General features: G+C 65.9%; 17 protein-coding genes. 8 read left to right on the forward strand and 9 right to left on the reverse strand.

Features of this window, described 5'->3' with window-relative positions; all coding sequences use genetic code 11:
- Positions 1-4: 4 nt before the first annotated feature.
- Positions 5-1,153, forward strand: coding sequence for an acyl-CoA dehydrogenase (locus IVB40_RS29465; protein ID WP_247817107.1), 1,149 nt, complete (start codon positions 5-7; stop codon positions 1,151-1,153).
- 15 nt (positions 1,154-1,168) lie between these two features.
- Positions 1,169-2,365, forward strand: coding sequence for an acyl-CoA dehydrogenase family protein (locus IVB40_RS29470; protein WP_247817108.1), 1,197 nt, complete (start codon positions 1,169-1,171; stop codon positions 2,363-2,365).
- Positions 2,366-2,455: 90 nt separating this feature from the next.
- Here the strand turns inward: IVB40_RS29470 and IVB40_RS29475 are convergent, their stop codons facing one another.
- The 3 genes from IVB40_RS29475 to IVB40_RS29485 form a co-directional block, all read right to left on the reverse strand.
- Positions 2,456-4,780 (reverse strand): xanthine dehydrogenase family protein molybdopterin-binding subunit, encoded by a 2,325-nt coding sequence (locus IVB40_RS29475; RefSeq protein ID WP_247817109.1) that lies wholly within the window; start codon positions 4,778-4,780, stop codon positions 2,456-2,458.
- A 142-nt stretch (positions 4,781-4,922) separates the two neighbouring features.
- The gene (locus IVB40_RS29480) at positions 4,923-5,798 is read right to left on the reverse strand and encodes a dihydrodipicolinate synthase family protein (RefSeq protein WP_247817110.1); all 876 of its coding nucleotides are present in this window, start codon (positions 5,796-5,798) and stop codon (positions 4,923-4,925) included.
- Positions 5,799-5,858: 60 nt separating this feature from the next.
- A complete protein-coding gene (locus tag IVB40_RS29485) occupies positions 5,859-6,824 on the reverse strand; it encodes a VOC family protein (RefSeq protein ID WP_247817111.1) in 966 nt (321 codons plus the stop codon).
- A gap of 194 nt (positions 6,825-7,018) precedes the next feature.
- On the opposite strand from IVB40_RS29485, the gene IVB40_RS29490 reads away from it, so the two are divergent.
- Positions 7,019-7,885 (forward strand): S1C family serine protease, encoded by an 867-nt coding sequence (locus tag IVB40_RS29490; protein WP_247817112.1) that lies wholly within the window; start codon positions 7,019-7,021, stop codon positions 7,883-7,885.
- Positions 7,882-8,253, forward strand: a complete 372-nt coding sequence (locus IVB40_RS29495) for a helix-turn-helix transcriptional regulator (protein WP_247403653.1) — start codon at positions 7,882-7,884, stop codon at positions 8,251-8,253. Before IVB40_RS29490 ends, IVB40_RS29495 begins: the two co-directional genes overlap by 4 nt.
- Here IVB40_RS29495 and IVB40_RS29500 read toward each other — a convergent pair.
- From IVB40_RS29500 to IVB40_RS29515, 4 genes are all read right to left on the reverse strand, one after another.
- On the reverse strand, positions 8,250-9,323 hold the full coding sequence (locus IVB40_RS29500; protein ID WP_247817113.1) for a HAMP domain-containing sensor histidine kinase: 1,074 nt from the start codon (positions 9,321-9,323) through the stop codon (positions 8,250-8,252). The two genes, IVB40_RS29495 and IVB40_RS29500, sit on opposite strands and share 4 nt — an antisense overlap.
- Positions 9,310-10,002, reverse strand: coding sequence for a response regulator transcription factor (locus IVB40_RS29505; protein WP_007596553.1), 693 nt, complete (start codon positions 10,000-10,002; stop codon positions 9,310-9,312). The genes IVB40_RS29500 and IVB40_RS29505 overlap by 14 nt, the downstream gene beginning before the upstream one ends.
- Before the next feature lie 97 nt (positions 10,003-10,099).
- Complete coding sequence (locus IVB40_RS29510) at positions 10,100-10,549, reverse strand: hypothetical protein (protein WP_247817114.1); 450 nt, start codon at positions 10,547-10,549, stop codon at positions 10,100-10,102.
- A 239-nt stretch (positions 10,550-10,788) separates the two neighbouring features.
- Entirely contained in the window at positions 10,789-13,125 is a 2,337-nt protein-coding gene (locus IVB40_RS29515; protein ID WP_247817115.1) for a Tex family protein, read from the reverse strand.
- 399 nt (positions 13,126-13,524) lie between these two features.
- On the opposite strand from IVB40_RS29515, the gene IVB40_RS29520 reads away from it, so the two are divergent.
- Positions 13,525-14,637 carry a ring-opening amidohydrolase gene (locus IVB40_RS29520; protein ID WP_247464591.1) on the forward strand — a complete coding sequence of 371 codons (1,113 nt, stop codon included), beginning with the start codon at positions 13,525-13,527 and terminating at the stop codon, positions 14,635-14,637.
- A 125-nt stretch (positions 14,638-14,762) separates the two neighbouring features.
- A complete protein-coding gene (locus IVB40_RS29525; protein WP_247817116.1) occupies positions 14,763-16,232 on the forward strand; it encodes an amidase in 1,470 nt (489 codons plus the stop codon).
- 38 nt (positions 16,233-16,270) lie between these two features.
- Here the strand turns inward: IVB40_RS29525 and IVB40_RS29530 are convergent, their stop codons facing one another.
- Positions 16,271-16,591: a hypothetical protein gene (locus tag IVB40_RS29530; RefSeq protein WP_027565258.1), complete on the reverse strand. Its 321-nt coding sequence runs from the start codon at positions 16,589-16,591 to the stop codon at positions 16,271-16,273.
- Between the two features lie 147 nt (positions 16,592-16,738).
- On the opposite strand from IVB40_RS29530, the gene IVB40_RS29535 reads away from it, so the two are divergent.
- Entirely contained in the window at positions 16,739-17,647 is a 909-nt protein-coding gene (locus IVB40_RS29535; RefSeq protein WP_247817117.1) for a PaaI family thioesterase, read from the forward strand.
- A gap of 67 nt (positions 17,648-17,714) precedes the next feature.
- The gene (locus IVB40_RS29540; protein WP_027565260.1) at positions 17,715-18,080 is read left to right on the forward strand and encodes a hypothetical protein; all 366 of its coding nucleotides are present in this window, start codon (positions 17,715-17,717) and stop codon (positions 18,078-18,080) included.
- Here IVB40_RS29540 and poxB read toward each other — a convergent pair.
- Positions 18,077-19,813, reverse strand: coding sequence for a ubiquinone-dependent pyruvate dehydrogenase (poxB, locus tag IVB40_RS29545; RefSeq protein WP_247817118.1), 1,737 nt, complete (start codon positions 19,811-19,813; stop codon positions 18,077-18,079). The two genes, IVB40_RS29540 and poxB, sit on opposite strands and share 4 nt — an antisense overlap.
- Positions 19,814-19,879: the final 66 nt, after the last annotated feature.

Genomic DNA, 19,879 nt, shown 5'->3' on the forward strand with positions numbered 1-19,879 from the left:
CGGGATGGATCTCAATCTCACCGACGAGCAACGGCTGCTGCGCGAAAGCGTGGGGCGCTTCGTGGCCGAAAGCTACGATGCCGATCACCGCCGCAAGATGGCGAACGATCCGCTCGGCTTCAGTCCGGCGGTGTGGAAACAATTCGCAGAACTGGGCTGGCTGGCGCTGCCGATTGCGGAAGAGTTTGGCGGGCTCGGCGGCAGCGCGGTCGAGATCGGCATTTTGATGGAAGCCTTCGGCCGCGGGCTGGTGTCGGAGCCGTATATCGCGACGGTCGTGCTTGGCGCTGCGTTGATCGAGCGGTGCGGCAGCACGGCGCAGAAGCAGGCAATCCTGCCGAAGATCGCGGACGGATCGTTGAAGCTCGCGTTCGCGCATTCCGAGCGCGCGGCGCGGTTCGATCTTGCCAAGGTTGCAACCACCGCTCACAAGACGGCGCAAGGCTGGCGCCTGGCCGGCAGCAAGATTGCCGTGCTCGACGGCCATGCCGCGGACGAGATCATCGTCTCCGCGCATGTCCATGATCATCAGGGGCCATCGGGACGGATCGGCCTGTTCCTGGTGCAGGCGACGACGCCGCGTGTTGCGATCTCCGACTACGAGCGGCTCGGCGGCGGGCGCGCCTGCAACATCGAGCTGTCGGATGCGCAACTGCCGGAGGATGCCTTGCTCGGCAATGGGCATGACGCGCTGCCGGCCATCGAATGGGCCGTTGACCGCGTCATGGCCGCGCTTGGCGCCGAGGCCGTCGGCATCATGCAGGTGCTGCTGGACACCACGCTGGAGTACACAAAAATTCGAAAGCAATTCGGCCGGCCGCTCTCGGCCAACCAGGTGATCCGCCACCGCCTCGCCGACATGGCGGTGCAGGTCGACGAAGCGCGCTCGATTGCGCTGCGCGCCGCGCTGAAGGTCGACGCCGATCCGGTTGAGCGCGCGCGGGCCGCATCGGGCGCGAAGGCGAAGATCGGCAAATCCGCGCGTTTCGTCGGCGAGCAGTCGATCCAGCTTCACGGCGGCATGGGCGTCACCGAGGAGCTCGAGGTCGGCGCTTATTTCAAGCGGTTGGTCGCGTTCGACACGTTGTTCGGCGGCAGCGCGCACCACTATGGCCGCCACGCCCGGCTTGGCCGCGCCACCGTGCCGGCCTGACACAAGGAGCGCATCATGGACCTGTCGTTCAATGCCGAGGAGCGCGCCTTCCAGGACGAGGTGCGCGGCTTCATTGCCAAGAATCTCACCGAGGAGATGAAGCGCGCGACCGCGCTGACGCCGTCGGTGTTCTCCGACCCCGATATCGGCATGGCCTGGCAGCGCACGCTGCACAAGCAAGGCTGGGGCGCGCCGGGCTGGCCGGTCGAGCATGGCGGTCCCGACTGGACGCCGGCGCAGCGCTGGATCTTCGAGACTGAAAGCGCGCGGGCCGGCGTGCCCAACGTCAACGTGATGGGCGTGAAGATGGTCGGCCCCGTCATCATCGGCTTCGGCTCGGCGGAGCAGAAGAACTTCTACCTGCCGCGCATTCTGTCCGGCGAGGATTATTGGTGCCAGGGCTATTCCGAGCCGGGCTCCGGCTCCGATCTCTCCTCGCTGAAGACGCGCGCGGTGCGCGACGGCGACGACTACATCATCAACGGCACCAAGATCTGGACCACGCATGCCCATCACGCCAACCGCATGTTCGCGCTGGTGCGCACCAGCGACGGCCCGCGGCAGCAGGATGGCATCAGCTTCATCCTGATCGACATGAAGACGCCGGGCATCACGACGCGCCCGATCCTCACCATCGGCGGCGACCACGAGGTCAACCAGGTATTCTTCGACGACGTGCGCGTTCCCGTGGCGAACCGCGTCGGCGAGGAAGGCAAGGGCTGGACCTACGGCAAGTATCTGCTCGAGTTCGAGCGCGGCTCCGGCATTGCGTCGGCAAAATTGCGCGAAGGGCTGAAGGCGATCGCGGATCTCGCCGAGTCCGACTTGACGGGCCGCGCGATCGACAGTGCTGATATCGCGACGCGCATCTCCGAGGTCGAGGTCGACATCGACGCGCTGGAGATGACCGAGCTGCGCGTGCTGTCGGCGCTGCAGACCGGACAGAATCCCGGCGCGGTGTCGTCGATCCTGAAGCTGCGCAACAGCGAGATCCGGCAGGCCGTGACCCGGCTCGGCGCAGACGTGATCGGCCATGAAGCCCTCGCGGTCGAGCCGATGCGCCCGCTCTACAGGCTCAACCACGAGCCGGCGATGCCGGAGGAGATGCTGACGGTGGTGCCGGAATATCTCAACGGACGCGCCTACACGATCTTCGGTGGCACCTCGGAGATCCAGCGCGATATCATCGCGAAGATGATGTTGGGGATTTAGCGCGAACTTTTTCCTCACCCTCGGTGTCGTCCCGGCGAGGGCCGGGACGACGAGTTGGATTTGTGGCGACAGCCAGCACGAGAATGGCCGCTAACCGCCCACCTTCGCGTCCTTGATCGCCTGCCAGATCTTCTGCGGCGTCAAGGGCGTGTTGAGCTGGGTGATGCCGAGCTCGGCGAGCGCATCCATCACGCCATTGGTGACGCAGGGGGGGCCGCCAATGGCGCCGGATTCGCCGCAGCCCTTGGCGCCAAGCGGATTGGTGCGGCAGGGCGCGGAATCATCGAGCGTCACCACGATCGGCGGAACGTCGTCGGCGCGCGGGATGCAGTAGTCCTGGTAGCTTGCGGTGAGCAGCTGTCCGTCGGCATCATAGGACACGCCCTCATACAGCGCCTGGCCGATGCCTTGTGCGACACCCCCATGGATCTGGCCGGTGACCAGCATCGGGTTCACGGCGACACCGACGTCGTCGACGGTCGTGTAGCGCACGACCTTGGAGACGCCGGTCTCCGGATCGATCTCGACCTCGCAGATATGGGTGCCGTTCGGCCAGCTCGGACCATCGACCTCGCCTTCGGAATCGACGCTGAGTTTTGCGCCGCTCTCCTTCTCTGCAATATCGAACAGGCTGATGCGGCGGTCGGTGCCGACCACGGTGAGCATGCCGCCCTGGTACTCGATGTCTTCGATCGAGGTCTCCAGCACGTTCGCCGCCTTCTCGCGCGCCTTCTGGATCAGATCGTTGGAGGAGACCGCGACCGCCGTGCCGCCGACGAACAGCGACCGCGAGCCGACGCTGCCAAAGCCCGTCGCCAGATCGGTGTCGCCCTGGACCACGTCGATCTTGTCCATGGCAATGCCGAGCGTGTCGGAGATCATCTGGGTGTAGGTGGTCTGCAGCCCCTGCCCCATTGCCATGGTGCCGGAATGCAGGATGACGCGGCCTTCCGACGTCGCGTGCAAGCTGACCTTCTCGGTGTGGGCGCGGCCGCCGGTCCATTCGATATAGGAGGTGAGCCCGCGGCCGTAGAGCAGGCCCCTTTTCTTCGCAGCCTTCTTGCGCGCGGCAAAGCCGTCCCAGTCGGCGAGCTTCACGGCGCGATCGAGCATGTGCGCGAAGGCGCCAGAATCGTAAACCTGCCCCGCCGCATTGGTATAGGGCAGTTGCGCCGGCTTGATGTAGTTGGCTTTCCGGATCGCGCGCGGATCCATGCCGATTTTTCGTGCGGCCGCGTCGAACAGGCGCTCGACGATGAACACGGCTTCCGGGCGACCCGCACCGCGATAGGCGCCGACGGGCGCGGTGTGAGTCATCACCGACTTTACCTCGAAATGCACCAGCGGCAAATCGTAGACGCCGGTCTGCACGAACGGCCCCAGCACCAGCGGAATGATGTTGGCCGCGCCCGAGGAATACGCGCCGGTACAGCCGATCGAGCTGACGCGATAGGCCAGCACCTTGCCTTTCTCGTCGAGTGCGAAGGAAGCGGTCGAGGTCAGATCGCGGCCATGGGTGCCGCCGACGAATTCGTCGGTGCGGTCCCCGCGCCAGCGGATTTTTTTGTTCAGCTTGGTTGCGGCATAGGCGACGATGCCGTCCTCGGGATAGAGGTTGGTCTTCTGGCCAAAGCCGCCGCCGATATCGCCGACCAGCACGCGAACGCTGTCCTTCGGACGCTTCAGTACGGCCTCGGCCAGCACGTCGCGTGTCGAGGCAGGCGTCTGCGACTGCACATGCAGCAGGAGGCGGCCGGATTTCTCGTCGATCTCGGCAATGGTCGAGCGCGGCTCCATGGCTGACGGCACCAGGCGCTGGCTGACGAGATCGAGCTCGACGGTATGCGCCGCCTTGGCAAAAGCCTCGTCCGCCTTGGCGGCATCGCCGTAAGCCATCGCGCCGACGACGTTGTCGGGCGCCTCCGGCCACACCAATGGCGCGCCGGGCTTGACCGCCTCGACGGGATCGACCACCGCCGGCTGCACGTCATATTGGACCACGATCGCTTCGGCCGCGCTCTGCGCGTCGGCACGCGAGGAGGCCACTACGGCGGCCACGGCCTCGCCGGCATAGCGTACGATTTCGTGCGCCAGCAGGCGGCGTGGCGGCACCGTCATCGGCTTGCCGTCGGGGCGCTTGAAGATGCTCAGTGTCGGGATGACGCCGATGTCGTCCTTGACGAGGTCGGCGCCGGTGTAGACCGCGGTCACGCCGGGCATCGCAGAGGCGGTGCCGGCGTCGATCGAAACGATATTCGCGTGGGCATGCGGCGAGCGCAGCAGGTACAGCCACAGCGCGCCATCTTCCGGCTTGTCATCGATGAACTGCCCCTTCCCGGTGAGCAGTCGCTGGTCTTCCAAACGCTTGACGGGCTGCCCCGCTCCGAAACGCAAATTGCCGGGAAGAATGTTCATTCCGTGGGGTCCCTTAATCTCTCAAATGCGGCCGCCTTTTAGCGGATCGACGCATGCGAGGCCAGCCGCGGTTGGGCGGTATATCCACGATTTCGTCATGCCGGGGCATAGGCGAGCGGAAGCGAAGCCGTCCTATGGACGCCTAGCCTAACTCCCGCAGGGCCGCTTCCACGATCTTGCGCGCATCGGCGGTGAGTGCGGCCTGCGGCGGGACGGGATCGCCGACGTCGTAGCCCTGGAAGGCCAATCCGGCCTTGATGCAAGCCGCCAGGTTGAAGCGGGCAAAAGCCTCGTTGATGCGCCATAGCCTGCGCTGGAGCGCCATCGCCTCGTCCCAGCGACCGGCCTTGCAGAGGTCGTAGAGCGCGACGCTCTGGCGCGGGATGATGCAGGCGGGCCCCGCCATCCAGCCGAGCCCGCCGATCAGCATCACGGCAGCCGGGATGTGGGCGGAGGCCGAGAACACCCGCAAGGCATCGCCGCAGCGGTTCATAATCGAGAGCAGCCGGCCGGTGTTGGTCGAGGCGTCCTTGATGTAGCCGATGCGCCGATGTTCGGCGAGGCGCGCGATGACGTCGAGGGTGAGATCAGAGCGCTGGAATTGGGGATTGGTGTAGATGACGACCGGGATGTCCACGGCATCGGCGATGGCGCGGAAATAGGATTCGATTTGAGCGTCGGCGAGCGGGAAATACGCTTCCAGGATCGCCAGAATGCCGTCGGCGCCGAGCTTCTGATACGCTATCGCCTGCGCCACCGCGTCAGCCGTCGAGGTGGAGGCAACGCCCGCAACCACAGGCACACGTCCCTTTGCCGCTTCGATCGTGGCCTGCACCACCGCGGTGCGTTGGGCGGCGTTGAGATAGGCGAACTCGCCGGTCGACCCGAGCGGGGTCAGACCATGGACGCCGGCGCCGATCAGATCGTCGCAGAGCTTTGCGAGGACGTTCGTCCGCACCGCGCCGTCGGCATCGACGGGCGATACGAGATAGGGGAAGACACCGCGAAAATCGGGCATGTCAGGGGACCCGGAGACTGATTTGCACCTGACGGGTCTTAGCAACGCCGGCGCAGGCGATCAAACCCTGATCAGCCGCACCCGCGTGCCCCAGGGATCGATCGCCTCCACGCCATTGGCCAGCGCCGTGACTTTCGCACCGCCCTTGCGCAGGCGCTCGTCCTGCGCGGCAAGCAGGTCCGGCTTCTCCGTCACCAGCGAGAACCAGGCGAGCCCTGTTGCCTGATCGTCGCGTTGGCCGGCACCCTGGCTCTGCCAGACGTTCATGCCGAGGTGATGGTGGTAGCGGCCCGACGACAGGAACGCGGCACCGTTGCGGCTGCGGGTCGGGTCCAGGCCGATGGCACCGTGATAGAAGAGCTCGGCCTGCGCGAGATCGCCGACGCGCAGATGCATGTGGCCGATGCGCAGACCGTCCGGTGCCCTGGCATAATCGGCCACGCGCGTATTGGTCAGCGACAGCAGGTCGGGAATGTTGAGCTCGTCGGCCGCCATCTTCACGCTGCCCTCGCTCCACTGCCATTGCGAGGGATCGCGGTCGGCATAGACCTCGATGCCGTTGCCTTCGGGATCGTCGAGATAGACGGATTCGCTGACGAGGTGATCGGCGAAGCCCGAAAGCGGCACGCGATGCGAAGCGGCTGCCACCAGCCAGCGCGCCAGGTCCTTGCGGGTCGGCATCAGGAAGGCGGTGTGGTAGAGGCCGGCGGCGTTGCGTGGTTCGATCTCGGCATCAGGACGGGCCTCCAGCACCAGTAGCGTGATGCCGGCCGTGCCGAGCCTTGCGGCAGTTGCCGAGCGCTCCATCACGGTGAGGCCGATCACGTCGCGATAGTAGTCGGCGACCTTGTCGAGGTTCTTCACCCGGAGCGTCACCATGCCGACCCGCATCGGCGTGCGGCTGGCGTAGGTCGGCCCGCCGCCCTGCGGTGCGCCCTCGGCGCGCGCCGCGCCCGCAGCCGCCATTGCCAGCGAGGTGGCGCCGGCGAGTTGAAGCAGGGTGCGGCGGGTGAGGTAGATGGTCATCGGTCAGGCTCGCTGAAAATCGTGAAGGCGGCGCAATTTCGCGATTGCTACACGTTCCCGTGAGCGGCTCCCAATCACATGTTCGTCGGCAGTGGTCGTATGAATCAGCTTCCCTGCTCATTTCCTGGCCATGCGGCCAGTTACGCGATCGCCCGCGACATCCCAGATTGAGGGCAGCTTTACAGGAGCCTCCCATGACCGAACCCACCCCCCTGTCCTCGCTGTCGTCCGCGCTCGCGGATGTGGTGGCGCGCACCGCGCCGTCCGTCGTCACCGTGCATTCGCATCGCTCCCGCGCCACCGGGTTCGTTTGGAAGCCCGGCCTGATCGTCACCGCCGACGAGGCGCTGGCCGATGAGGGGGACATCGAGATCGGCCTCCCCGACGGCAGCACCGCAGCCGCCACGATTGCAGGCCGCGACCATACGACGGATATCGCGCTGCTGCGCGCCGATAGCGCGCTGACCCCGGCCAAGCTGGCAACAATTGTCCCGCCCCTCGGCGCGTTGTCGGTCGTCGTCGCCACCAACCGCGATACGCCGAGCGCCGCGCTCGGGATGGTGTCGCTGTCCGGCAAGAGCTGGCGCTCCTTGCGCGGCGGCGACATCGACGCGCGGATCGAGATCGATGTCCGCTTGCGCTCCAGCCAGCAGGGCGGCCTCGCGCTCGATGCATCGGGCGAGGCCTTCGGCATGGCCGTGCTAGGCCCGAGGCGTGTGCTGGTGATCCCGACAGCGACGATCGAGCGGGTCGCGGCACAGTTGGAGGCCCGCGGCCGCATCGCACGCGGGTATCTCGGCCTCGGGCTGCAGCCGGTCCGGCTCGACGACGGCGTCGGCGCGATGGTGATGAATGTCGACAAGGCCGGTCCTTCGGCCGCGGCCGGCATTCGCCAGGGCGACGTCATCGTCGCCGTCAACGACCAGAAGCTGTCCGGCGTACGCGCGCTGTCGCGGACGCTGGGTCCGGCGAGCGTGGGCGCGGTGGTCGATATCGCGGCGCGCCGGGGCGGCGAGCCGGTCAGCTTCAAGGTTACGATCGGCGAGAGGCCGCCGGCGTGAGCGAGGACATCGCGCCCGAGATCGTGTTGGCTTTGGACATCGACGATCCCGCCCTCGCCGATCGCCTGGCTGCTCTGCTCGGCAATATCGCCGGGCTTCGCCTCGCCGAACCCGGCGAGAAGGCCGCAGCGGCGATCGTCACGCGCGATCCGCGCATCATGCCTGAGGACATCGCGCTGACACAGCGCGAGCTCGATGTGCTGGCGTTGATGGCGGAGGGTGGCTCCAACAAGATGATCGCGCGTCAGCTCGGCATTTCCGTCCACACAGTGAAATTCCATGTCGGCTCGCTGCTCGACAAGCTGGATGCCACCGGCCGCACCGATGCGGTGGCTCATGCGGCACGCCGCGGCGTGATCGAGCTCTAGGGCGGGTGCGGCGGGAAGCTGAGCTGGACCGACAGGCCCGGCGCGTTGTCGTGCAGGGCAATCTCGGCGCCATGGAGGCGAGCGACCGCGGCGACCAGGCTTAAGCCGAGGCCGTTACCGGGCGTGTAGCGGCTCTGCTCGAGCCGGTAGAAGCGCTTGAACACGTGATCGCGCTGATCCGCCGGAATGCCCGGACCGTCGTCGACGATCGCGATCACTGCCCCCTCGTTGGCACTGCGGCAGGTGACGGTCACCTGCCCGCCCTTGCAGCCGTGCTTGATTGCGTTATCGACGAGATTGGCGACGGCGTCGAACAGAAGGTCGCGATCGCCAATAATCGCCACCTCGCGGTCGCCGCCCAGGCTGAGCCGCGTCGCGACCTGTTCGGCGGCGGCATCGTAGAGTTCGACGACCTCGCCGGCGATTTCGGCGAGATTGAGGGTGCGAAACGCGCTGCGGCGGGCGCGGGTCTCGATCTCCGAGATGCGGGTGATGGAGGCGAACATGCCGAGCACGGCGTCGAGATCGGCGATGGTGTCGCCGATCAAGACCGCGTCGGCCTCGCCGTTGCGCGGGGCGTGATAGGCCTTCTCCAGCCGGCCGCGCATGCGCGTCAGCGGCGTGCGCAAATCATGGGCAACGTTGTCGCTGACCTGCTTGACCTCGCCCATCAAAGTCTCGATGCGGTCGAGCATCTGGTTGAGGTTTTCGGCGACACGGTCCCACTCGTCGTGACTGCCGCGCAAGGGAATGCGTTGGTCGAGGCCGGACATCATGATGGCGCGGCTGGTGGCGTTGATCTCCTCGATTCGCCCGACCGTGCGGCGCGTCACCAGCACCGCGGCGAGCCCCGCGAGCACCAGCATCAGCACCGCGACAGCGACCATTGCGAGCTCGATCATCGCGGTGAAGCCGCTGTGATCGCCGGCATCGCCGACACGGTTCTGCACATAGGCGATCGTGCCGAAATAGACATAGGCCATGATCGCCGCGACGATCAGCCCGAACGCCGCGATCGCGATCAGCGCCAGACGAAAGGTCGAGGAGCGGAGCGTTTTAGCCAGGAGCACGGAGACAATATCCGATGCCGCGGATGGTGTGGATCAGCGGATAGGCCTGGGCATCATCGACCTTGCGGCGGACGCGACCGACATAGACGTCGATGATGTTGGTGGAGGGATCGAAGTGCAGATCCCAGACATGCTGGAGCAGCATCGCACGCGAGACGACGCGGCCCTCGTTGCGGACGAGATATTCGAGCAGCTGGAATTCCCGCGGCAACAGCGGAATCTTCCGGCCGCGGCGGCTCGCGCTCCGCGCGATCAGGTCGATGGCGAGATCGCCGACCCGCAGGATCGTCTCCTTGGCAACGGTGTCGCTGCGCCGGCCGAGTGCCTCCAGCCGCGCCAGCAATTCGGTGAAGGAGAACGGCTTGACGAGATAATCGTCGCCGCCGGCGCGCAAGCCGCGCACGCGGTCGTCGACCTCGCCAAGTGCGGAAATGATCAGGAACGGCGCGGCGATGCCGTCGTCGCGCAACTGGCGCATCACGCTGATGCCGTCGATGTCGGGCAGCATGCGGTCGATGGTGATCACGGCATAGTCGCGCGCGGCGCCGTGGCTGAGGGCTTCGCGCCCCGTGGCGGCGAGATCGACGTCGTAGCCAGAAATCGTCAGCTCCTCGACGAGTTGGCCTGCGGTTTCCGCATCGTCCTCGACGACCAGAATGCGGCGGTGACCTCCGGACATGACAAACTCCGCGCGACGATCGCCACCAGACTATCCCGTTCCGGGGCTGAGCGGAACCGCCCGATGACGATCGCGACAATGGTGCGGTACGGCGATGCTAGTACCAAGAGTCTCCGCACACATTGACCCATTGCCACCCATAGGGCGTCAAGCTCCTGCGCCAGCAGCCGTCATTGTAGCCGGCATAGTAATAGGGCGCACCGAAGACGGCGAAACGACGGAAGTGATGGTGGTGGAAGGCATGGTGGCCGTGCCAGCCGGCACCGGCAAAGCGTTGTCCGATCGCGCCATGCGCAAAGCGTGGTCCACCGAAGCCTGCTCCGCCAACATGGGCAAAGCGCGCACCGCCCATGCCGCCCACATGCATGCCGCCGAAGCCACCGGCGTGCATACCGCCACCGAAATGCCCACCACCGCCGAAATGTCCGCCACCGCCGAAGCCGCCATGTCCGCCACCACCGCCACCTCTGGCGAGCACCGGTGAAGCGAGCGCCATCACCGCTGCGATCGTCACCGCGGTGAGGCCTTTGAGAAGCCTGTTGTCCATCGAAGCATCCTCCGTGCTGCGCGGCGATATTTCTACCGCGCGAGAAGGATCAGATGAGAGCAAGGGACAGGCGCCTTCAACTTACAAACGCGCCAGATTCTGACGCCGGTGTTAGGGAGAGGACCCGCTCTCTCGTGGTCATTGCGAGGAACCCTTGCGACGAAGCAATCCAGAGTCCCGCTGTGGAAAGATTCTGGATTGCTTCGCTGCGCTCGCAATGACGACGCGGATAGAAGAAGCTACGCCCGCTTGCCGCCGTTCTTCTCCGCCGCGCGGCGCAGCGCTTCGGCGAGTGCGCCGCCGCCGGAAGATTCCTGCTGGCGCGGGGTCGACGATGTCATGCGGGAGGGGTTGCGTGAGCTGTTGTCCCGCTGCATGCCGGGCGCGTCCTTCTTGGCGCCAACCTCGTCGTCGAGGCGCAGTGTCAGCGAGATGCGCTTGCGCGCGACGTCGAAGTCTAGCACCTTCACCTTGACGATGTCGCCGGGCTTCACCACCTCGCGCGGATCCTTGATGTAGGTCCTGGACATCGCCGAGATGTGCACGAGGCCGTCCTGGTGCACGCCGATGTCGACGAAGGCGCCGAACGCGGCGACGTTGGTCACGGTGCCCTCGAGGATCATGCCCTTCTTGAGGTGCTTGATCTCCTCGACGCCATCCATGAACACAGCGGCCTTGAACGCCGGACGCGGGTCGCGGCCGGGCTTCTCGAGCTCGCGCAGGATGTCAGTGACGGTCGGCAGACCAAACGTCTCGTCCACGAAGTCTTTCGGCTTCAGCGTGCGAACGATGTCGCTGCTGCCGATCAGCGCCTTGATGTCGCTCTTGGTGGCGCCGAGAATCCGGCGCACCACCGGATAGGCTTCCGGATGCACGCCGGAGGCGTCGAGCGGATCCTCGCCGCCGAGGATGCGCAGGAAGCCCGCGCACTGCTCGAACGCCTTGGGGCCGAGCCGCGGCACGTCCTTCAGCGCCTTGCGCGACTTGAACGGCCCGTTGGCGTCGCGATGTGCCACGATGCTCGAGGCGAGGCCGGAGCCGACACCCGACACGCGCGCGAGCAGCGGAGCGGACGCGGTGTTGACGTCGACGCCGACGGCGTTCACGCAGTCTTCGACCACGGCGTCGAGCGATTTGGCGAGCTTGGCCTGGCCGAGGTCGTGCTGATACTGGCCGACGCCGATCGCCTTGGGCTCGATCTTGACCAGCTCGGCGAGCGGATCCTGAAGCCGCCGCGCGATCGACACCGCGCCGCGCAAGGTGACGTCGAGATCAGGCAATTCCTCCGAGGCAAAAGCGGAGGCCGAATAAACCGACGCGCCGGCTTCCGACACCACGATCTTGGTCATCTTCAAGTCGGGCAGGCCCTTGACGAGGTCGGCCGCGAGCTTGTCGGTCTCGCGCGAGGCGGTGCCGTTGCCGATCGCGATCAGCTCGACGCGATGTTTCAGCGCGAGCTTGCCAAGGATCGCAAGCGCCTCGTTCCACTGCCGCTGCGGCTCGTGCGGATAGATCACGGCGGTATCCACCACCTTGCCGGTCGCGTCGGTCACGGCGACCTTGACGCCGGTGCGGAAGCCGGGATCGAGGCCCATGGTGACGCGGGTGCCGGCTGGCGCCGCGAGCAGCAAGTCGCGCAAATTGGACGCGAACACGCGCACGGCCTCGGTCTCGGCGGCATTCCACAGCCGCATGCGCAGGTCGATGTTGAGATGCACCTGGATCTTGGTGCGCCAGGCCCAGCGCACGGTATCGATCATCCAGCGGTCGCCGGCGCGCTTGAGGTCGGCGATGCCGAACCGCTTCATGATCTTCAGCTCATAGACGCTCGGCACGCCCGGCGGCGATGGTTCGTTCTCGGCCTGGATCTGCAGATCGAGGATCTCTTCCTTCTCCCCGCGGAACATCGCGAGGATACGGTGCGAGGGCAGCTTCGTCAGCGGCTCGGAGAACTCGAAGTAGTCGGCAAACTTTTCGCCCTCGGTCTTCTTGCCGTCGCGCACCTTGGATGCCATGCGCGCATTGGTCCACACCTCCTCGCGAAGCGCGCCGATCAAATCGGCGTCTTCGTCGAAACGCTCGACCAGGATGGCGCGGGCGCCGTCGAGTGCCGCAGCGGCATCCGCAACGCCCTTCTCTGCATTGACGAAGGCTTCGGCGACGACCTTCGGATCGTTGGTGGGCTCGGCCATGAGCTGATTGGCGAGCGGCTCGAGGCCGGCTTCCTTGGCGATCTCCGCCTTGGTGCGGCGCTTCGGCTTGAACGGCAGATAGATATCTTCGAGGCGCGCCTTGCTGTCGGCGGCGAGAATGGAGGCTTCCAGCGCGGCATCGAGCTTGCCCTGCTCGCGGACCGATTCGAGGATGGCCTTGCGGCGGTCCTCGAGCTCGCGGAGGTAACCCAGGCGCTCCTCCAGCGTGCGCAATTGCGCGTCGTCGAGCGCACCGGTCGCTTCCTTGCGGTAGCGGGCGATGAAGGGAACCGTGGCGCCGCCGTCGAGCAGCGCCACTGTCGCCTCGACCTGCTCCGCCCGAACCCCAAGCTCCTGCGCAATTTTCTGGTTGATATTTGCCACGCGAGAACCCCTCTATCCAATCACGCATCGCGGAGGCGAACCACCGGCTGCGGGACGCCGCTTATGGACCAATCGGGGTTGATTCATCAAGGTGCAGCGGACAACCGTCGACAAGGGATTTTTTGTCGAAGCGATGCGATCTCGCCACAATCGTGGGTGCGACGCAGACGGCGCACATATCCCCGTCGTCCTGGCGAAAGCCAGGGCCCATACCGCGTGATTCATCGATTGTGAGCGGTAGGCGTACCGAACGATGAGCCTTCGCCAAACTGACTCCTGGGGTAGTGGATCCTGGCGTTCGCCAGGACGACGATGGGGATTGCCTTGACACCTTGACAGACACCCTCGTTCAACGGCTGTTTTGTTCGCCGGGCTCCTGAACCCCATGTGAGGACTATAATGCGTACCACGTCGGTCGGCGTCATTAGAATCGCCACCAAAGGCCCCGGCGACGTCTCCGGATTGATCAGCATGATCGGCTCCGGCGCGATCGATCCGACATCCATCCTGGCGATCCTCGGCAAGACCGAAGGCAATGGCGGCGTCAACGACTTTACCCGGGAATATGCCGTTGCCGCGCTGTGCACGGCGCTGGCGCCACGGCTCGGGCTGTCGCCGCAGGAGGTCGAGCAGCGCATTGCTTTCGTGATGTCCGGCGGCACCGAGGGCGTGCTCAGCCCGCACATTACAGTGTTCACGCGCAGGCAAGTCCCGCAGCGCCCGGCAGGCATCTCCGGCAAGCGCCTGAGCATCGGCATGGCGCAGACGCGGGATTTTCTCCCTGAAGAGCTCGGGCGCTCCGCTCAGATCACGGAGACAGCCGAGGCCGTGAACGCCGCGATGGCGGATGCCGGCATCGCCGATCCCGCCGACGTCCACTTCGTGCAGATCAAGTGCCCGCTGCTCACCAGTGAGCGCGTCGCGGCGGCGAACGCGCGCGGCCACAAGACGGCGACGACCAGCGCCTACAGTTCGATGGCCTATTCGCGTGGCGCCTCCGCGCTCGGCGTTGCGGTCGCGCTCGGCGAGATCGCAACCGACGTTCATGATGAGGACGTGCTGCGACGCTACGATCTGTTTTCGAACGTCGCCTCGACCTCATCCGGAATCGAGCTGATGCACAACGTCGTCATCGTGCTCGGGAATTCGATGTCCTCGACGAGCGAATTCGAGATCGGACATGCCGTGATGAGCGATGCGATCGACGCTGCCGCCGTGCTCGCGGCGCTGGAGAGCGTTGGGCTCCGTGCCGCGCCGCAGACAACGACCGGCCGCGAGTTCGTCAACATTTTCGCCAAGGCCGAGGCCTCGCCTGACGGCAGCGTGCGCGGCTTCCGCCACACCATGCTGGAAGATACCGATATCAGCTCGACGCGCCACGCCCGGGCTGCCGTTGGCGGGTTGATTGCCGGCCTTGCCGGCACCGGGGCAGTCTATGTCTCCGGCGGCGCCGAGCATCAGGGCCCCGCCGGCGGCGGGCCGGTCGCGGTGATCGCAAAGCTCTCGAATTGATGCGCGCGCATGCAATGCGGGATTACCTCTCCATCCGGCGCAACCCTGCCCTTCGCGCCGCCTCAGTTGATTAAAGTGTTTCCGTGCGAAACTAAGATGGCGCCGCACGAAGAGGTTTGGATCGCATGACTTTCCCGATGAGCTGGAACGAATGGGCGCAGCACGATGGCGTGGGGCTGGCGGCGCGCGTCCGCAAGGGCGAGCTCACGGCAAAGGAATTGGCGCGCCAGGCCGCCGCGGGCGTTGCCAAGGTCAATCCGGCACTGTCGGGCGTGGTCGAGCTGTTCGATGACGTGATCGCCGATCCGGCCAAGGACGGCGCCAATCTCGCTGGCCCGTTCGCAGGCCTGCCCTTCCTGATGAAGGACCTCGGCCCGACCATGAAGGGCCGGCTCCAGGAGATGGGCTCGCTGCTGATGCGCGGCAATCGCGCCAGCGCCGACACGTTCCTGACCGGCAAATTCCGCCAGGCCGGACTGAACCTGATCGGACGCACCACGACGCCGGAATTCGGCGTCTGCAGCTCGGCCGACAATCCGGCCGTCTATGTCACGCGCAATCCCTGGGATACCGACTACACCACCTGCGGCTCGTCGGCCGGCAGCGCCGCGATGGTCGCGGCCGGCGTGGTGCCGATCGCACATGCGACCGACGGCGGCGGCTCGATCCGCATTCCCGCCGGCGTCAACGGCAATATCGGCCTGAAAGTCTCGCGCGGCGTATTCTCGCTCGCACCGCACATGTCCGATCTCACCGGCCTGGTCTCGATCCAGGGCTGCCAGTCGCGCTCGGTGCGCGACACCGCCGCCTTCGTCGATCATGCAAGGGGAGCGGCGCCCGGCGAGTTCATGCCGTTCTGGACCACGGCGCAGCCCTATTCCGAGATGATCAAGCGCGATCCGTCAAAGCTTCGCATCGCGCTGTCGCACAGCTGGGGCGACTACACCGCGACACCCGAGATCGCCGCCGAACTGGCAAAGGCCGGCCGCTTCCTCGAAGGCCTCGGCCATCACGTCGACTACGCCCTGCCGGAGCTCGACTTCCGCGCCGCGTTCGAGGCGCAGACCACCTGCTACATCTCGAATTTTGCGGTGGTGATCTCCAACATGCTCGCCGCGCGCGGACTGGAACGTCCGCCGGAAGACCTCATCGAGCCCATGAATATCAGGATCTGGGAAGCCGGCCGGCGTACGAGCTTCGCCGAGCGGGCGAAGATGCAAGGTGTGTTCAATACGACCTCGCGCGCCTTTGGCGCCTTCTTCGAGCAGTGGGACGTGATCCTGACCCCGATCACCGCGCTGCCGACGCCGAAGGTGGGCACCCGGGAGTATCTCACCATCTCCGACAATCCTGACGTGCTCGACTGGTTCGGCAATCTCTGGCGCTTCTTCGCCTTCACGCCGCTCGCCAATCTCTGCGGCATGCCGGCGATCTCCATGCCGATGGCCACGCAGAACCACGGCCTGCCGCTCGGCATCCAGGCGATCGCGAAACAGGCCAATGACGGCCTGCTGCTGCAACTCGCCGCCCAGATCGAGCGCGCGCTCGACGGCAAGTGGAACGACGGCAGGAAGCCGAAGGTGCATGTGAGCTGAGTGAGTTGATCGCATTAACTTGCGATCCGCTAACTGCCTCAGTTCTTCACCGAGGGAATTTCCTCCGGCCGGGGCTGCTGCTGGCCCTGCTGGTACATTGCCAGCGCCTTTTCGAGCGCTTCGCGCAGCGCCAGCGCGGCGGCCACGCTGCAACGCAGATGCGCGGTCTGAACGACGTCGACCCTGACGGCGGCGCCGACCGGCATCAACAAATTGGCCGCAAGCTCGATCTGGATCGCGCCGTTGTGGTGGCCGAAGCAGGATGCACCGTCGAAATAGATGATCGGCGCCCGCTCCGAGCTCGAGGTCGAAATGATGACGGGCCCCTGGCTGGTGGCGGGCGTTTCGGGATCGGCCATGGGCGCTCCTTGCGGCTAGTCGAACGAACGAGGCGCCCACCATCGTTGCTTCGGCCCGCCCTGTCGAGGCCAAACCGCCCCGGCACCTGCCGTGGGACGCGCATCCGGGGTTTTGCGCCGCGCCCGCCACTGGTCTAGAACGTCCTCATGCCCAGCTCACCGACCACACTTTCGTTCGAGGACCTCGCCGAGGCGATCAAGGGTCGCCGCTCCGATTACGGCCAGATCAGCGGGCTCCAACTCGACCGCTTCGCGCCTCGCGAGGCCTGGTCCAGCCTGCCCTACCGGCCCGTGTTCGTCGGCGATACCGAGACCGGCGTGCTGCATGGCGGCGTCGTCACCGCGATGCTGGACGAGAGCTGCGGCATGGCGGTGCAACTTGCGCTCGACGGCACGAGCGCGATCGCGACGCTCGATCTGCGCATCGACTATCAGAAGCCGGCGACGCCGGGCCTCGACATCAAGGCGCATTCGGTCTGCTACCGCACCACGCGTTCGATCGCCTTCGTGCGCTCGACCGCCTATCAGGACTCCGAGGACGATCCGGTCGCGACCGCCACCGCCTGCTTCATGATCGGTGCCAACCGCACCAACATGCTCGCAGACCGCAGGATGGACTCCCGCAACATCCCGACGCTGGAGGCGCCGGACGATCCGGAAGGCCCGTTCGCCAACAGCCCGTTCGCGCGCTGCCTCGGCATTCGCGTCAACGACGACGACACACTGACGATGCCGTTCTCGCCAAAGATCATCGGCAACCCGATCCTGCCTGCGATCCATGGCGGCATGACCGGCGCCTTCCTCGAGACCACCGCGATCTTCGGAGTGGCGCGCGAACTCGGCGCAGCCGCGCTGCCCAAGCCGATCGGACTGACCGTCAACTATCTGCGCTCGGGCCGCGCGCTCGACACCTTCGCCAACGTCTCGATCGTGAAGCAGGGCCGGCGCATCGTCGCCTTCGAGGCGCGGGCCTGGCAGGACGATGCGAACAAGCCGATCGCCACCGCCTTCGGCCATTTCATGCTGCGGCCGACGCCCGGAAACGACGAGGAATAGGCGCATTTTCCCTTGACGGCCAGGGTCTGGGCCACAACGATAGCATGTTCCCGCGAGAGGTATTGGGTTGCGGCATCCGCTCGACATCGTCGCCATGTTCGCCGCGCTCTGGCTGCTGGCAGCGATGGTGCTCGACGCGCTGACGCCGAAGGAGCTGACGACGGTGATGATCGGCATCGCCATCGGACCCGCCGTCGTCATCACCGCCGTGTTCTACTATCTGCGCTGCCCGCGCACCGATTTCGCGGTGATGTTCGCCGCACTGTGGCTGATCTCCGACATCGGCATCGCGTTCATCTCGCCGGCGCAGCTGCCGCATTTCCTGATCGCGCTCGGCTTCGTACCGGCGCTGCTGATCGGCATCGTGCTGCACTGGCAACGCTTCCAGCGCCGCCATGAGCGGCTGCCCGTGCCGTCGGTCAAGCGGGGTTAGCGCGGCAGCAAATTGGTCTTGGCGAGATCGACGACCTCGTCGCCGCGGCCGTTCATCACGGCGCGCAGGACCCAGAGGCTGAAGCCCTTGATCTGCTCGGGCGTGATGGTCGGCGGCATCGACAGCTCCTGCTTGGCGGTGACCACGTCGAGCAGCGCCGGTCCGTTGTGGGCCAGCATCTCCTTCATCGCGCCCGGGAGCTCGCCGGGATCCTCGACGCGCCTTGCGAAGATGCCCATGGCGCGCGCCATTGCCGCGAAGTCCGGATTCTCCAGATCGACATTGGTGTCGACGAAACCGGCCGCCTTCATCTCCAGTGCGACGAAGCCGAGCACGCCGTTGTTGAAGATGACCACCTTCACCGGCAGCTTCATCTGCGTCAGCGTGATCAGATCGCCCATCAGCATGGTGAAGCCGCCGTCGCCCGAGAGCGAAATCACCTGGCGGCCGGACTGCGCGGCCTGCGCGCCGATCGCCTGTGGCATGGCATTGGCCATCGAGCCGTGCACGAACGAGCCGATCAGCCGCCGGTGGCCGTTCATCTCAAGATAGCGCGCGGCCCACACCGTCGGCGTACCGACATCGGCGGTGAACACGGCATCATCAGAGGCGTGGTCGCTGATGACCTTGGCGAGATATTGCGGATGGATCGGTTTGCTGCCCGGCGTGCCCCTCGCGAGCGAGTCCAGGCCCTCGCGCGCTTTCTTGTAGTGCGCGATCGCATCGTCGAGATGCCTGCGCTGCGTCTTGGCCTTGAGCAGCGGCAGTAGCGCCTCGATGGCGAGCTTGACGTCGCCGACGAGGCCGAGATCGATCTTGCAGCGACGACCGAGATTCTCCGGGCGGATGTCGATCTGGGCGACCTTCGCATCAGTCGGGAAGAACTGCTTGTAGGGAAAATCAGTGCCGAGCATCACCAGCGCGTCGCAGGCGTGCATGGCGGCATAGCCGGAGGAGAAGCCGATGAAGCCGGTCATGCCGACGTCGTAGGGATTGTCGTATTCGACGTGCTCCTTGCCGCCGAGCGCATGCACGATCGGGCTCTTCAAGGCTTCCGCGAGTTGCATCAACGGCGCATGCGCACCGGCGCAGCCACGGCCGCAGAACAAGGTGATGCGCTTGGCGCCGTTCAAGAGGTCTGCGAGCGCCTTCAACTCATCGGCCTGCGGCACGACCTTCGGCGCCGACAGTGCAAGGCCACGCGCCGTCGACAGCGCGCGCTTGGGTGGGCTGCGGAAGGCGACGTCGCCGGGCATGGCGACGACGGCAACGCCGCGCATGCCGACCGCCGCGCGGATCGCGTTTTCCAGCACATAGGGCAGCTGACTCGGATCGGAGACCAGCTCGCAATAATGGCTGCACTCGCGGAACAGGTTTTGCGGATGCGTCTCCTGGAAATAGCCGCTGCCGATCTCGGCCGTCGGGATTTGCGCGGCGATCGCCAGCACGGGAACGCGGCTGCGATGGGCGTCGAACAGGCCGTTGATCAGATGCAGATTGCCGGGACCACACGAGCCCGCGCATACCGCAAGGCTGCCCGTCATCTCCGCTTCCCCGGCAGCGGCGAAGGCCGCGACCTCCTCGTGCCGGACATGGATCCATTCGATCGTGCCGCGCCGCCGCAGCGCTTCGGTCAGCGCATTCAGGCTGTCGCCGACGATGCCGTAGATGCGCTTGACGCCAGCCTGTTCGAGCGTTGCCACGAACAGATCGGCCACGTTGTTGATTGCCATGTCGGTCTCCTGATCTCGCTTCTGCGGCAAGATAGGATAACGCGCAACAGTGACGGCATCACGGCT

It is taken from the genome of Bradyrhizobium sp. 40 (assembly GCF_023100925.1).
Lineage (GTDB): Bacteria > Pseudomonadota > Alphaproteobacteria > Rhizobiales > Xanthobacteraceae > Bradyrhizobium.

Coding starts and splice junctions, on each gene's coding strand:
- IVB40_RS29475 (WP_247817109.1), bottom strand. CDS start 4,780: ATGAACATTCTTCCCGGCAATTTGCGTTTCGGAGCGGGGCAGCCCGTC.
- IVB40_RS29525 (WP_247817116.1), top strand. CDS start 14,763: ATGACTTTCCCGATGAGCTGGAACGAATGGGCGCAGCACGATGGCGTG.
- poxB (WP_247817118.1), bottom strand. CDS start 19,813: ATGGCAATCAACAACGTGGCCGATCTGTTCGTGGCAACGCTCGAACAG.
- IVB40_RS29480 (WP_247817110.1), bottom strand. CDS start 5,798: ATGCCCGATTTTCGCGGTGTCTTCCCCTATCTCGTATCGCCCGTCGAT.
- IVB40_RS29510 (WP_247817114.1), bottom strand. CDS start 10,549: ATGGACAACAGGCTTCTCAAAGGCCTCACCGCGGTGACGATCGCAGCG.
- IVB40_RS29535 (WP_247817117.1), top strand. CDS start 16,739: ATGCCCAGCTCACCGACCACACTTTCGTTCGAGGACCTCGCCGAGGCG.
- IVB40_RS29485 (WP_247817111.1), bottom strand. CDS start 6,824: ATGACCATCTACCTCACCCGCCGCACCCTGCTTCAACTCGCCGGCGCC.
- IVB40_RS29465 (WP_247817107.1), top strand. CDS start 5: ATGGATCTCAATCTCACCGACGAGCAACGGCTGCTGCGCGAAAGCGTG.
- IVB40_RS29470 (WP_247817108.1), top strand. CDS start 1,169: ATGGACCTGTCGTTCAATGCCGAGGAGCGCGCCTTCCAGGACGAGGTG.
- IVB40_RS29505 (WP_007596553.1), bottom strand. CDS start 10,002: ATGTCCGGAGGTCACCGCCGCATTCTGGTCGTCGAGGACGATGCGGAA.
- IVB40_RS29530 (WP_027565258.1), bottom strand. CDS start 16,591: ATGGCCGATCCCGAAACGCCCGCCACCAGCCAGGGGCCCGTCATCATT.
- IVB40_RS29490 (WP_247817112.1), top strand. CDS start 7,019: ATGACCGAACCCACCCCCCTGTCCTCGCTGTCGTCCGCGCTCGCGGAT.
- IVB40_RS29520 (WP_247464591.1), top strand. CDS start 13,525: ATGCGTACCACGTCGGTCGGCGTCATTAGAATCGCCACCAAAGGCCCC.